Source organism: Flavobacterium ammoniigenes (assembly GCF_020886055.1).
Lineage (GTDB): Bacteria > Bacteroidota > Bacteroidia > Flavobacteriales > Flavobacteriaceae > Flavobacterium > Flavobacterium ammoniigenes.
This window is the reverse complement of the sequence record NZ_AP025184.1, coordinates 1,728,697-1,741,471: the sequence shown is the minus strand read 5'-3', so window position 1 is coordinate 1,741,471 and position 12,775 is coordinate 1,728,697. Positions and strand designations below refer to the sequence as shown.

At 34.1% G+C, this 12,775-nt stretch carries 14 protein-coding genes; 9 read left to right on the top strand and 5 right to left on the bottom strand.

Going from position 1 to position 12,775, the window contains the following annotated elements:
- Window positions 1–41: 41 nt before the first annotated feature.
- Complete coding sequence (locus tag LPC21_RS08020; RefSeq protein ID WP_229316646.1) at window positions 42–833, bottom strand: 3-keto-disaccharide hydrolase; 792 nt, start codon at window positions 831–833, stop codon at window positions 42–44.
- A 198-nt stretch (window positions 834–1,031) separates the two neighbouring features.
- On the opposite strand from LPC21_RS08020, the gene porX reads away from it, so the two are divergent.
- The 4 genes from porX to LPC21_RS08000 are packed head-to-tail and all read left to right on the top strand — an operon-like array spanning window position 1,032 to window position 4,660.
- Window positions 1,032–2,588, top strand: coding sequence for a T9SS response regulator signal transducer PorX (gene porX, locus LPC21_RS08015; RefSeq protein ID WP_229316645.1), 1,557 nt, complete (start codon window positions 1,032–1,034; stop codon window positions 2,586–2,588).
- The gene (gene tsaE, locus LPC21_RS08010) at window positions 2,589–3,002 is read left to right on the top strand and encodes a tRNA (adenosine(37)-N6)-threonylcarbamoyltransferase complex ATPase subunit type 1 TsaE (protein ID WP_229316644.1); all 414 of its coding nucleotides are present in this window, start codon (window positions 2,589–2,591) and stop codon (window positions 3,000–3,002) included. It abuts the gene before it with no gap.
- A gap of 53 nt (window positions 3,003–3,055) precedes the next feature.
- The gene (locus LPC21_RS08005; RefSeq protein WP_229316643.1) at window positions 3,056–4,249 is read left to right on the top strand and encodes an alanine dehydrogenase; all 1,194 of its coding nucleotides are present in this window, start codon (window positions 3,056–3,058) and stop codon (window positions 4,247–4,249) included.
- A 36-nt stretch (window positions 4,250–4,285) separates the two neighbouring features.
- Window positions 4,286–4,660, top strand: coding sequence for a DUF4258 domain-containing protein (locus LPC21_RS08000; RefSeq protein WP_229316642.1), 375 nt, complete (start codon window positions 4,286–4,288; stop codon window positions 4,658–4,660).
- Here LPC21_RS08000 and ung read toward each other — a convergent pair whose 3' ends face one another.
- Window positions 4,661–5,338 carry a uracil-DNA glycosylase gene (ung, locus tag LPC21_RS07995; RefSeq protein WP_229316641.1) on the bottom strand — a complete coding sequence of 226 codons (678 nt, stop codon included), beginning with the start codon at window positions 5,336–5,338 and terminating at the stop codon, window positions 4,661–4,663. It abuts the gene before it with no gap.
- Window positions 5,339–5,443: 105 nt separating this feature from the next.
- On the opposite strand from ung, the gene LPC21_RS07990 reads away from it, so the two are divergent.
- Genes LPC21_RS07990 through LPC21_RS10285 form a run of 3 tightly spaced genes read left to right on the top strand, consistent with a single transcriptional unit; the run spans window position 5,444 to window position 8,228 of the window.
- On the top strand, window positions 5,444–7,609 hold the full coding sequence (locus tag LPC21_RS07990) for an endonuclease MutS2 (protein WP_229316640.1): 2,166 nt from the start codon (window positions 5,444–5,446) through the stop codon (window positions 7,607–7,609).
- A gap of 1 nt (window position 7,610) precedes the next feature.
- Window positions 7,611–8,066, top strand: a complete 456-nt coding sequence (locus LPC21_RS07985; protein ID WP_229316639.1) for a thiol-disulfide oxidoreductase DCC family protein — start codon at window positions 7,611–7,613, stop codon at window positions 8,064–8,066.
- A gap of 36 nt (window positions 8,067–8,102) precedes the next feature.
- Window positions 8,103–8,228, top strand: a complete 126-nt coding sequence (locus LPC21_RS10285) for a hypothetical protein (RefSeq protein WP_255645428.1) — start codon at window positions 8,103–8,105, stop codon at window positions 8,226–8,228.
- Between the two features lie 59 nt (window positions 8,229–8,287).
- Here LPC21_RS10285 and ettA read toward each other — a convergent pair whose 3' ends face one another.
- Genes ettA through holA form a run of 3 tightly spaced genes read right to left on the bottom strand, consistent with a single transcriptional unit; the run spans window position 8,288 to window position 11,235 of the window.
- Window positions 8,288–9,982 (bottom strand): energy-dependent translational throttle protein EttA, encoded by a 1,695-nt coding sequence (ettA, locus tag LPC21_RS07980; RefSeq protein ID WP_229316638.1) that lies wholly within the window; start codon window positions 9,980–9,982, stop codon window positions 8,288–8,290.
- 25 nt (window positions 9,983–10,007) lie between these two features.
- On the bottom strand, window positions 10,008–10,190 hold the full coding sequence (locus tag LPC21_RS07975) for a CAL67264 family membrane protein (protein WP_229316637.1): 183 nt from the start codon (window positions 10,188–10,190) through the stop codon (window positions 10,008–10,010).
- 43 nt (window positions 10,191–10,233) lie between these two features.
- Window positions 10,234–11,235 (bottom strand): DNA polymerase III subunit delta, encoded by a 1,002-nt coding sequence (holA, locus tag LPC21_RS07970; RefSeq protein WP_229316636.1) that lies wholly within the window; start codon window positions 11,233–11,235, stop codon window positions 10,234–10,236.
- A gap of 62 nt (window positions 11,236–11,297) precedes the next feature.
- Here holA and LPC21_RS07965 point away from each other — a divergent pair, with 62 nt between their 5' ends.
- Window positions 11,298–11,753, top strand: coding sequence for a type I restriction enzyme HsdR N-terminal domain-containing protein (locus LPC21_RS07965; RefSeq protein ID WP_229316635.1), 456 nt, complete (start codon window positions 11,298–11,300; stop codon window positions 11,751–11,753).
- Window positions 11,754–12,755, top strand: coding sequence for a glycosyltransferase family 2 protein (locus LPC21_RS07960; protein WP_229316634.1), 1,002 nt, complete (start codon window positions 11,754–11,756; stop codon window positions 12,753–12,755). It abuts the gene before it with no gap.
- Window positions 12,756–12,775 lie beyond the last annotated feature (20 nt).

Here is a 12,775-nt window from a genome sequence, read left to right as displayed (position 1 = left end):
TTGTAAACAAAAAGGAGAGCTATTGCTCTCCTTTTGTTTGATTAAAGTCTTCTTAACCAAATGTTTCTAAATTGGGTTTTACAACCGTGATCTTGAAGTGAAATTACATCTTCACCATGAGATTCTGGGTAATTGTGCAATCCCATGTATAAGGTTAAACCATTTATAGTAGCATTATTTTGAACCACAACGCCATTATGGAAAACCGTTATTCTTGCTGGAGCATCAATTAATCCATTGGCTTTAAAACGTGGTGCCGTATAGATTACATCGTACACATTCCATTCCAATGGTGCTTTCATAGCATTCACTAATGGTGGATGATCTTTGTAGATACTTCCTGCTTGACCGTTGTTGTAGGTTCTATTGTTGTACGAATCTAATACTTGTAGTTCGTATCGATTTTGAAAAAAAACACCGCTATTTCCTCTCATTTGACCACCATCTAACACTTCATCTGGAGCACTCCATTCGATATGCAATTGACAATCTCCAAATTTCATTACGGTTTGAATATCGCCAGATTCTGGAACCACTTCAAAATAATCGTTATTCACAATTTTCCATCCAGCAGGTTTACTGTTGTCTTTTTTATTGACCCATTGGTTTAAATTTTTACCGTCAAATAAAATAATAGCATCCGATGGCGCATCTCCAATTTTTTTTGCAGGAGTAATCACTTTGACCTCAGGATTCCAAATTTCAGTCATTTCAGGTTTCATTGGCATTGGCGAAACCTCTGGAGGTGTATTTACAAATGCGTGTTGTGCAAAAGACGCTGTTACTGAAAATACAGTAACAAATAAGACGTTTTTAATTGAATTCGTTTTCATAGTTTTTAGTTAATTTGATAAAGTATAAAAGTAGTAAATTCGTTTTGACATACAAGATAAAGGAGTTTAATTTTTAGAATAATCGAAAAATCTGTTTGTCAATAATTTAGAATTAAAAGGATGCTAATTAAAAGTATATTTTTTGCAAAACAACGTTTTAAAAACTGTAAATTGCCCTTCGGTAACTAATAATACAATATGGAAGATACAATAAAAATCCTGTGGGTAGATGATGAAATAGACCTTTTGAAGCCTCATATTTTATTTTTAGAAAATAAAAATTACACTGTTACAACTTGCAACAATGGTTTAGATGCCATCGATATTTTTGAAAATGAGAACTTTGATATCGTTTTTCTAGATGAAAATATGCCCGGGATGAGTGGTTTAGAAACACTTTCCGAAATGAAAGAAAAAAAATCATCGGTTCCCATGATTATGATTACCAAAAGTGAAGAGGAATATATAATGGAAGAAGCCATAGGTTCTAAAATCGCTGATTATCTAATTAAACCCGTTAATCCCAACCAAATTTTATTAAGCTTAAAAAAGAATCTAGACCATTCTCGCTTGATTTCTCAAAAAACAACTTTAGATTATCAAAAAGAATTCAGAAAAATCACTTTAGAAATGGCTTCTGTCAATTCTTTTGACGATTGGATTGAATTGTATAAAAAATTAATTTTCTGGGAATTACAATTGGAAAACATTAATGACTCTGGGATGAGTTTTATTTTGGAATCACAAAAAACGGAGGCAAATTCTCAATTTGGTAAATTCATAGAACGCCATTACGAAAGTTGGTTTGAACCCAAAGCAGATCGCCCTGTTTTATCTCACACCTTATTAAAAGAATTAGTAGTTCCTGAAATTACAAAAAAAGAAAAGCCTGTTCTTTTTGTAGTTATTGATAATTTGCGTTACGATCAATGGGAAGTAATGCAAAACACCATAGGTAATTATTATAAATTAGAAAAAGAAGTTCCCTATTACGCCATTTTGCCAACGGCAACTCAATATGCTCGAAATGCGATTTTTTCTGGTTTATTGCCTCTAGAAATGGAAAAGCAATTTCCAGATTATTGGAAAAACGACACCGAGGAAGGGGGAAAAAACAATTATGAGGCAGAATTTTTAACTGCACAATTACAGCGCCTCGGATTAAATATCAAACAAGACTATTTTAAAATCACGAATTTGGCCAGTGGTCGAAAATTAGTAGATAGTTTTAAAACATTAAAAACTAATGATTTAGTTACGGTAGTATATAATTTTGTCGATATGCTGTCGCATGCTAAAACCGAAATGGAAGTAATTAAAGAATTAGCCCCTGATGACAAGGCCTACCGTTCTTTAACCTTAAGTTGGTTTAAAAATTCACCCTTATTGGGAATCATTCAGCAAGCGCAAAAACTGGGATTTAAGTTGATTATTACAACAGATCATGGTACCATTAATGTTAAAAACCCATCAAAAGTAGTGGGAGATAAAAACACAAGTTTAAACCTCCGTTATAAAACTGGTAAGAGTCTATCGTATGAAAACAAAGAAGTGTATGCAGTTAAAGATCCAAAAAAAATAGGATTACCTAGTATCAATATGAGCAGTTCTTATATTTTTGCAAAAAATGATTTGTTCTTGGCTTATGTCAACAATTTCAATCATTATGTAAGTTATTATAAAAATACCTACCAACATGGCGGCATTTCTTTGGAAGAAATGATTGTTCCTTTTTTGGTTTTTAATCCCCGATAGATGGAAATAGTATTTACACTAGACGAACTAGAATTAGTTGCACAAAAAGTAATCGACCAGAAGACCCCAAAAGTAATTCTGTTTCACGGTGAAATGGGTGTAGGTAAAACTACTTTAATCAAACAGTTGTGTAAAACTTTAGGAGTTACATCAACAACTAGTAGTCCAACTTTTTCTTTAGTTAATGAATACGAAACAATTGACAATCAAGTTGTTTATCATTTTGATTTTTACCGTTTAAAAAATGAAATGGAAGCCTTAGATATGGGAGCCGATGATTATTTCTATTCAGGCAACTGGTGTTTTATTGAATGGGCAGAAAAAATCCCAAGCCTCATTCCGGATGAACATGCAGTAATTACTATTGAATTAGTTGAGAATGAAAAACGCCATTTGACCCTTACTAATTCCTAATCAAAAAAGGTAAATAAAAATCCGTAAATTGGACCTCTTAATTTGAATAGACCATGTCACTATCACCATTTACAAAAGAACAGCTGTTACCTCAAGAGGAAACATTAGAAATAGCAAAACACAAAAGCGAATTGTTTATTGGCATCCCCAAGGAAACCAGTCATCAAGAACGCCGTATTTGTTTGACGCCTGATGCTGTTAATTCTTTGACAAGTCATGGCCATCGTGTCATGGTAGAAGCTGGAGCTGGAGAAAGTTCTAGTTATTCCGACAAAGAATACGCTGATGCTGGTGCCGAAATCACCCAAGATCCAAAAAAAGTATTTGGCTGTCCAATGATTTTAAAAGTGGAACCAGCGAGTTTAGCTGAGATTGAAATGATTAATCATAATACGATTATCATTTCGGCTATTCAAATTAAAACTCGAAAAAAAGAGTATTTTGAGGCATTAACCAAGAAAAAAATTACAGCCTTAGCCTTTGAATACATAAAAGATGAAGATGGCACCTACCCTGCTGTCAAATCGTTGAGTGAAATTGCAGGTACAGCCTCTGTGCTTATTGCTTCCGAATTAATGATTACCAATCAATTTGGAAAAGGCTTATTGTTTGGAAACATTACCGGAGTTCCTCCAACTGATGTTGTCATTTTAGGTGCAGGTACAGTTGGAGAATTTGCTGCTAAAACCGCAATTGGTTTAGGTGCTACTGTTAAAGTTTTTGACAATTCGATTACCAAATTACGTCGATTACAAAACAATTTAAACCAACGAATATTCACCTCTACGATTCAACCCAAATCATTACTAAAAGCGCTACGCCGATGCGATGTAGCCATTGGCGCCATGCGCGGAATTGAGCGTTGCCCAGTGGTTGTTACCGAAACGATGGTGGAACATATGAAAAAAGGTGCTGTTATTGTGGATGTGAGTATCGATACAGGCGGTTGTTTTGAAACTTCCGAAGTGACTACACATGAAAAACCTACTTTTATCAAAAATAACGTAGTACATTATTGTGTGCCTAATATTCCGTCACGTTATTCTAAAACCGCCTCTCTTTCCATCAGTAATATAATTACCCCTTATTTGATGCAAATTGCAGAAGATGGCGGGATCGAAAGTGCGATTCGTTGTAACAAAGGATTAAAAAACGGAGTGTATATGTACCACGGAATCCTTACCAACAAAGCGATTGGCGATTGGTTTGGTTTAAGTGATAGTGATATCAATTTAATTGTTTTTTAAATTAAGTTTCCTTTACCTTTGCCAAAAATTTAGAGTATGAAATTCTTTCAACGTTTTGCGTATTATTTTGTGGGTCTTATTATGGGACTTTTCTTTGTTTCAATGGTATTCAGTGGAAAAGATACCCGTTGTAATTACTTTCCAAATGCTCGTGTACTCAACGATTTGAGAAACAAACCTTTCAACTATTCTCCAAAAGCGACTGCAATCCTAGCCCAACCTTGGATTGACACCACCGATATTCGAAATTGCTTACAGTATGGAGACGTGGACTTTGATCAAAGCAATATTGCTGTTGGTAAAGGGAAAAAATATATTATTGAAGGCAAGACAGTTAAAAATCAAGAAATTACATTGACAATAACCAATTATTCAGACAAAGCGGTTCTAGAAGATATCGCTAAGAAATAATTATAAATCTAGCCATTGAATAGGTTCAACTCCCTTCGATTCTAAATACGCATTCGTCTTACTAAAATGTTTATTTCCAAACCATTTTCCCTGATTTGCACTTAATGGCGAAGGATGACCAGATTCCAGAACCAAATGTTTTTCTCGATTAATTTTTACTCCTTTTTTTTGAGCAAAATTGCCCCATAGCAAAAAAACCAATCCTTCTTTTTTATCGGATAGCTTTTGAATTACCGCATCGGTAAAGAGATTCCATTTTAAATATTGGTGACTATTAGGTACATCTTCTCTCACGGTTAATCCAGCATTTAAAAGCAACACCCCTTGGTTAGCCCAAGATGTTAAATTGCCAGAATTAGGAATAAAAATACTATCTAAATCATCTACTAATTCTCTGTGAATATTGCGCAATGAAGGTGGAATTTTTACACCATCATTTACTGAAAAACACAAACCATTAGCCTCACCTTTCCCATGATATGGGTCTTGCCCTATGACAACCACTTTTGTGTTTGAAAAACTACAATAATCAAAAGCTGCAAAAATCATTTCTTTGGGTGGATAACAGATGTGGTTTTGGTATTCCAAATCAACTGAATTGAGTAATTCTCCAAAATACGATTTTTGAATTTCTTTAGCCAAGATGGCTTGCCATTCAGAATTCAATTGGAGTTGCATCGTATTAAAATAAGATTAAAATTAATAGTTGGTAAAATTATACTTTTTTCTTCAAGAAACTCCTCTTAAACTTTGTAACTTTGCTTCTTTCCAATAGCAATATACATGATATCCATTACCGAAAAGACGTTACAAGATTTACAATTTCCTACCGTTTTAGAAACGCTGTCAGCGATTTGTAATACTGATATTGGAAAACAAAAAGCGCTAGAAATCACGCCTTTCAAAGACAAAGAAAGCTTGATGGAAGCCTTGTTACAAACTTCGGAATATGTCTCATCTTTTCAAAACAACAATGCGATTCCCAATCATGGTTTTGATGCCATCACTCACGAAATTAAATTTTTAGGAATTGAAGATAGTTTCCTAGAGGTAGGGAGTTTTAGAAAAATAGCGAACTTATCCAGCACGGTTAATTTCTTGTTGAATTTCTTGCGAAAATTTCACGATTATTATCCCAATTTGAACAATAGAGGGGCACGTGTTGAATTGACCAAAGACATCATCACTATGGTAGATGAAGTGGTAGATAAATATGGTGAAATTAAAGATAATGCGTCTCCCGATTTACTGAATATTCGTAGAGACATGAATGCGGTTAGAGGAAAAGTCAATCAAAGTTTTGGCATTGCTTTAACCCAATACAATTCTTTAGGATATTTGGACGACATTCGTGAAAGTTTTGTGCAGAACCGACGTGTTTTAGCGGTTTTAGCGATGTATCGTCGTAAAGTAAAAGGCTCGATTTTAGGAAGTTCTAAAACTGGAAGTATTGCTTACATTGAGCCCGAAACAACACTGAAATATTCGCGTGAATTAAGTAATTTAGAATACGAAGAAAAAGAAGAAATAACGCGAATTTTAAAGCAATTATCGAATAGAATTCGTCCCTATTTAGAATTATTAATTGAATACCAAAATTTCTTAAGTGACATTGATGTCATTGCTGCCAAAGCAAAATATGCTAACAAAATCAATGCTATTTTACCCACTATTACCGAAGAGCGTCGTTTGTTCTTTAGAGACGCCTTCCACCCTATTTTGTATTTGAGTAATGCCGAAAAAAACGAAGTTACCTATCCGCAAACAATTGAATTAGAACAAGAAAATAGAATCATTGTTATTTCAGGACCGAATGCTGGAGGAAAAACCATTTCATTAAAAACGGTTGGTTTATTACAATTGATGCTACAATCCGGAATGTTAATTCCGGTTCATGAACGCAGTGAAACCTTTTTGTTCGACCGGATTTTAACAGACATTGGTGACAACCAATCCATCGAAAATCATTTAAGTACCTATAGCTATCGCTTGAAAAACATGAATTATTTCTTGAAAAAGTGCAACAAGAAAACGATGTTTTTGATTGATGAATTTGGTACAGGATCTGATCCCGAATTAGGTGGTGCCTTGGCCGAAATATTTCTTGAAGAATTTTACCATCGTGAGGCCTTTGGAATCATTACCACTCATTATTCGAATTTAAAAATTCTAGCGAATGAATTGCCTTGTGCTACTAATGCCAACATGCTTTTTGACGAAAAATCATTAGAACCCATGTACAAATTGGTATTGGGTCAAGCGGGAAGTTCGTTCACTTTTGAGGTAGCACAAAAAAATGGTATTCCGTATAGTTTAATTAATCGTGCCAAAAAGAAAATTGAAGTCGGAAAAGTACGTTTTGACAAAACCATTGCCACTCTTCAAAAAGAACGCTCAAAGCTAGAAAAAACGTCTTCTACATTAAAGGAGGAAGAAAACAAAGCACGTGAAGAGAGCAAAAAAATGGAGTCCATTAATCTCAAGATTAAGCAGAAATTAGAAAGTTATCAGGAATTGTACGATAGCAATCAGAAGACGATTTACATTGGCCAAAAAATTGAAGATATTGCAGAGAAATATTTTAACAACAAAAATAAAAAAGACCTTATTGGCGAGTTTTTAAAAATAGTTGAAATCGAAAATTCCAAACGTAGAAAAGCAACTGCAAAAGAAACCAAGGTAATTGCCGAAAAGAAAAAAGAAGTTATCAAAGAAGTAACTGTTCAGGTAGAAGAAATTCGTGCCGAGAAAAAAGCCAAAAAAGTAAAAGAAGTAGTCGAAAAACCAAAACCAATTTTAAAAGTAGGAGATCGTGTGCGAATGTTTGACGGAAAAGCGGTAGGTAGTATTGATGCTATCGAGAGAAATAAAGCCACGGTAAATTATGGTTTATTTACCTCTAAAGTGAGTCTTGAACTTTTGGAACTAGTTGAAGCAGTTAAAAAGTAATATGGAAAACCTTCCTCAAGATAAAAAAATCATTTTGTTTGACGGACTTTGTAATCTATGTGATGCCTCAGTACAATTCTTAATTAAGAAAGATACAAAAGATGTTTTCCGATTTGTGTCGTTACAATCCAAATTGGGTAAAGAACTACTTTCTAAACTCCCGATTGCTATTCAACAAACGGATAGTATTATTCTGTATGAATCAGAAGCCTTATTTTACTACAAATCGAAAGCAATTTTTCAAATTATAAAAAGTCTTGGAGGCATTTTCAATTGCCTGTTGATTTTTAAACTCCTCCCAACTTATTTCACTGATACTTTATATGACTTAGTTGCCAAAAATCGTTACCAATGGTTTGGCAAAAAACAACACTGCTTAGTTCCAACAAAAGAGTTGAAATCTAAGTTTTTAGATGAAATGGTCTTACATGACAATTGTCATGAATTAGTACTTTAAGCTGTCATATATTTGATCATCTTAAAAATCTTAATTATGAGAAATTTACCATTGTATTCTTGGGCAAACGGCTCCTTTATTATGATAGTTGTTTTTGGTTTGGTTATACTAGCTTTAGTTGGTGCTGTCCTAATAATGATGAATTCTGGTAAAAAGAAATAAGAAGATAAAAAAAGAGGATATCAAATGATATCCTCTTTTTATATTAAAAAATTAATTCCTTAACTACGAATTAATTTTCTGTATTTCAATCGTTTCGGAGTTAAATCGCCACCCAAACGTTTCTTTTTGTTTTCTTCATAATCCGAGAAACTTCCTTCAAAGAAATAGACTTCAGAATCACCTTCGAAAGCCAAAATGTGTGTGCAAATTCTGTCCAAGAACCATCTGTCGTGCGAAATTACTACTGCGCAACCGGCAAAGTTTTCTAAACCTTCTTCTAAAGCACGTAGCGTGTTGACGTCCAAGTCATTTGTTGGCTCATCCAGTAACAAAACGTTACCTTCTTCTTTCAATGTCATGGCCAAATGCAAACGGTTTCTTTCTCCACCAGACAGCATGGATACTTTTTTGTTTTGATCGCTTCCACCAAAGTTGAAACGAGATAAATACGCTCTTGAATTTACCTGCTTTCCTCCCATCATGACTAATTCCTGTCCGTCGGCAAAGTTTTCCCAGATTGATTTTTCTGGATCAATATTAGAATGCGATTGATCTACATAAGCAATTTTTACCGTTTCACCGATAGAAAATTGACCACCATCGGGTTGTTCTTCTCCCATAATCATTCGGAAAATAGTTGATTTACCAGCACCATTAGGTCCAATAATACCTACTATTCCTGCTTGTGGTAAAGTGAAATTCAAATTATCGTACAATAACTTATCGCCAAAAGCTTTCGCCACTTTGGTAGCCTCAATTACATTGGTTCCTAAACGAGGTCCGTTTGGAATATAGATTTCTAGATTTTCATCCAGTTGTTTTTGGTCTTCATTTAATAATTTGTCGTAGTTCTGCAAACGCGCTTTTTGTTTGGTTTGTCGACCTTTGGCTCCTTGGCGCACCCAGTCCAACTCTCGTTCTAAAGTTTTTCTACGTTTAGAGGCTACTTTTTCTTCTAATGCCATACGGTTCGATTTTTGGTCCAACCAAGAAGAATAATTTCCTTTCCATGGAATACCTTCTCCTCTATCCAATTCTAAAATCCAACCGGCTACGTTATCTAAGAAATAACGGTCGTGCGTTACTGCAATAACAGTACCTGCATATTGTGCCAAATGTTGTTCTAACCAAAGTACACTCTCAGCATCCAAGTGGTTGGTAGGCTCATCCAAAAGCAAAACGTCTGGCTGTTGTAATAACAAACGACATAAAGCTACACGTCGACGTTCACCACCCGATAAATTCTTGATTGGTGTATCGCCTTCTGGAGTTCGCAACGCATCCATTGCAATTTCTAATTTAGTATCGATTTCCCAAGCACCTAAAGCATCAATTTTATCTTGTAATGCGGCTTGACGATCCATCAATTTATCCATTTTATCCTGATCTTCGTAGTTTTCAGGTAAACCGAATAAATCATTGATTTGGTTGTATTCTTCTAAAACTGCCATCGTTTCAGCAACTCCTTCTTGAACAATTTCCAATACGGTTTTAGAATCGTCCAATTGTGGTTCTTGTTCTAGGTAGCCAACGGTGTAACCTGGAGCAAAGACAACATCGCCTTGGTAATTTTTATCAACTCCAGCTATAATTTTTAAAAGGGAAGATTTACCGGAACCATTCAATCCAAGGATTCCAATTTTAGCTCCATAAAAGAAACTCAAATAGATATCTTTTAAAACTTGTTTGTTACTACTGGAGTAGGTTTTACTCAATTTAGACATTGAGAATATTACTTTTTTATCGTCTGACATATTTAATTAATTATTGAATTTACTTTTATACTCTTCCCTTTAACGCACTAAAAACCCAAGCATTGGCTAAAAACCCAACACCAACAGCAGCAAATCCCCAACCTGCAACATCATCATAACGGAATGCACCTAATCCAATTAATAAAAGGCCCATAACAATCATAATCAATGTGGCCCATCCCAATATCGTATTTTTATTCATGCTCATAATTTGTTGTATTTTTTGGAGGTGCAAATATCTAAATTTTGAATTAATTAAATATTGTATATAACATTTCTTTTAATAAATCTGATTGTGACATGCTTGCTCCCACTCCTTTACTTTTAACATCTACATTTCGAAGCGAAGTTATAATTTGGCTTACTTTCTTCATTGGGTAATTTTTCAAAGCTACATCATAATCTTTTAAAAAATAAGGACTAACACCTAATGCAGAAGCTACTTTAGAGGGATTTCTATCTTTTAATCCATGGTATTTAAGGATTTTAACAAAAAAACCAAAAACAGTACTTGTGGTTACCACCAAAGGATTGGCTTTTGGATTGTTGGCAAAATACTGTGCAATATGAAATGCTTTTGCTTGATTGCGAGAACCTAAGGCATTAAGTAATTCGAAATTATTAAAGTCCTTACTAAATCCAATATTTTCTTCGATATGCTGCGGATTAATGGTACTGCCAACAGGAAGTATAATTTGCAATTTTTCTAATTCGTTATTGATTTTACTCAAATCTGTCCCTAAAAATTCGACCAACATGGCAGTAGCTTTTGGTTCAATCGAATATTTTTTTCCTGCCAAAACGCGTTTTATCCAATCGCCAACTTGATTCTCATACAGTTTTTTACTTTCGTAAACGATCCCTTTTTGACCTAATAACTTAGTGACTTTTTTACGCTTGTCTAATGTCTTGTATTTATAACAAAAAACGAGAACAGTAGTTTCCATTGGATTTTCTACATACGATTCAATTTTATCAATTGTTCTTGACAAATCTTGTGCTTCTTTCACAATGACCACTTGGCGTTCGGCCATCATGGGGTAGCGTTTTGCAGTCGAAACAATATCGTCAATTGTCACATCGCGACCATACAAAACGGTTTGATTGAAGCCTTTTTCCTCTTCAGTCAACACATTTTGCTCAATATAATCGGATAATTTATCGATATAATACGGCTCTTCACCCATCAAAAAGTAAATAGGTTTAATATTACCCGCCTTGATATCATTTACAATTTTTATTACTTCGTCCACAAAAAGTAGTATTGGTTAGCTCTTTATTCGGAAAATTAAAATGTAAAATGTAATTTTGAAGCATGCAACAATTGAATTTCCCATCTTTTTCTTTCCGTTTCAAAAATAGCGAAAATAAAGTGTCTATTTTTGATGCGATCCGTAAAAAATTTATAATTCTTACTCCCGAAGAATGGGTACGTCAACATGTTATACAGTTTTTGATGATCGAAAAAAACTACCCCAAGTCACTACTCAATGTTGAAAAAGTATTGCAAGTCAATGGATTGCGAAAAAGATACGATATAGTGGTGTACAATTCTGATGGCACCATCCATATTTTAATTGAATGTAAAGCTCCAGAGGTACCTATTTCACAAAGTACTTTTGACCAAATTGCACAATACAACATGACTTTACAATCCAATTATTTAATGGTTACTAATGGATTGAATCATTACTTTTGCCAAATGGATAATGAAAATGAAAAATACCAATTCTTAAACGAATTACCTAACTACCAATCCAACTTAATCTAAATGAAAGTAGCTGTTGTCATACTCAATTGGAACGGAAAACAATTGCTTGAGCAATTTTTACCATCGGTAGTTCAGTATTCTAAAGAAGCTACTGTTTATGTGGCTGACAATGCTTCTACAGATGATTCTGTCGCATTTGTTAAAGATCAATTCCCTGAAGTTTCCATAGTTGTCAATCCAACTAATACCGGATATGCTGGGGGTTATAACGACTCTTTACAACATATTGAAGCAGATGTTTATGCATTAGTCAATTCGGATATTGAAGTCACAGAAAATTGGCTACAGCCCATAATTAAAGCATTTCAGAACGAACCAACCACTGCAATTATTCAACCGAAAATTTTAGATTATAAAAACAAAGACTATTTTGAATATGCTGGAGCAGCTGGTGGTTTTATTGATCAATATGGTTATCCATTTTGTCGAGGTCGCATCTTCAATACTTTAGAAAAAGATTTAGGCCAATACGATACTAATCAAGAAATTTTTTGGGCTTCAGGCGCTTGTTTTTTTATTAGAAGTAATGTTTACAAAGAATTAAAGGGGTTTGACACCTCTTTCTTTGCGCATCAGGAAGAAATCGATTTGTGTTGGCGTGCCATTAATAAAGGACATACCATTAAATACCTATTTGAATCCAAAGTCTTTCATGTAGGCGGAGCCACTTTACAACAAGGGAATCCTAAGAAAACCGAGTTGAATTTCAGAAATTCATTATTGATGTTGACTAAAAATTTACCTGAAAAAGTACTTTTTCGAGTGCTCTTTATCCGAATGATACTAGATGGAATTGCGGGTATTAAATTTTTATTAGAAGGGCAACCGAAACATTTAGTAGCAGTTCTAAAAGCACATTTTTCATTTTACCAAATGTTTGCAATAAACTACAACAAAAGAGGTGCGTACCAACAAACAAAATACTATTTTACAAAAAGTATCGTTTTAAGTTATTTCATAAAGAAAATCCATTTTTTTAATGAATTAATTAGGCTCAAATAAATTATAAAAACTAAATTTGC

Excerpts from the sequence above, each read along its gene's own strand:
- LPC21_RS08020 (WP_229316646.1), bottom strand. The coding sequence starts at position 833 with ATGAAAACGAATTCAATTAAAAACGTCTTATTTGTTACTGTATTTTCA.
- porX (WP_229316645.1), top strand. The coding sequence starts at position 1,032 with ATGGAAGATACAATAAAAATCCTGTGGGTAGATGATGAAATAGACCTT.
- tsaE (WP_229316644.1), top strand. The coding sequence starts at position 2,589 with ATGGAAATAGTATTTACACTAGACGAACTAGAATTAGTTGCACAAAAA.
- LPC21_RS08005 (WP_229316643.1), top strand. The coding sequence starts at position 3,056 with ATGTCACTATCACCATTTACAAAAGAACAGCTGTTACCTCAAGAGGAA.
- LPC21_RS08000 (WP_229316642.1), top strand. The coding sequence starts at position 4,286 with ATGAAATTCTTTCAACGTTTTGCGTATTATTTTGTGGGTCTTATTATG.
- ung (WP_229316641.1), bottom strand. The coding sequence starts at position 5,338 with ATGCAACTCCAATTGAATTCTGAATGGCAAGCCATCTTGGCTAAAGAA.
- LPC21_RS07990 (WP_229316640.1), top strand. The coding sequence starts at position 5,444 with ATGATATCCATTACCGAAAAGACGTTACAAGATTTACAATTTCCTACC.
- LPC21_RS07985 (WP_229316639.1), top strand. The coding sequence starts at position 7,611 with ATGGAAAACCTTCCTCAAGATAAAAAAATCATTTTGTTTGACGGACTT.
- LPC21_RS10285 (WP_255645428.1), top strand. The coding sequence starts at position 8,103 with ATGAGAAATTTACCATTGTATTCTTGGGCAAACGGCTCCTTTATTATG.
- ettA (WP_229316638.1), bottom strand. The coding sequence starts at position 9,982 with ATGTCAGACGATAAAAAAGTAATATTCTCAATGTCTAAATTGAGTAAA.
- LPC21_RS07975 (WP_229316637.1), bottom strand. The coding sequence starts at position 10,190 with ATGAGCATGAATAAAAATACGATATTGGGATGGGCCACATTGATTATG.
- LPC21_RS07965 (WP_229316635.1), top strand. The coding sequence starts at position 11,298 with ATGCAACAATTGAATTTCCCATCTTTTTCTTTCCGTTTCAAAAATAGC.
- LPC21_RS07960 (WP_229316634.1), top strand. The coding sequence starts at position 11,754 with ATGAAAGTAGCTGTTGTCATACTCAATTGGAACGGAAAACAATTGCTT.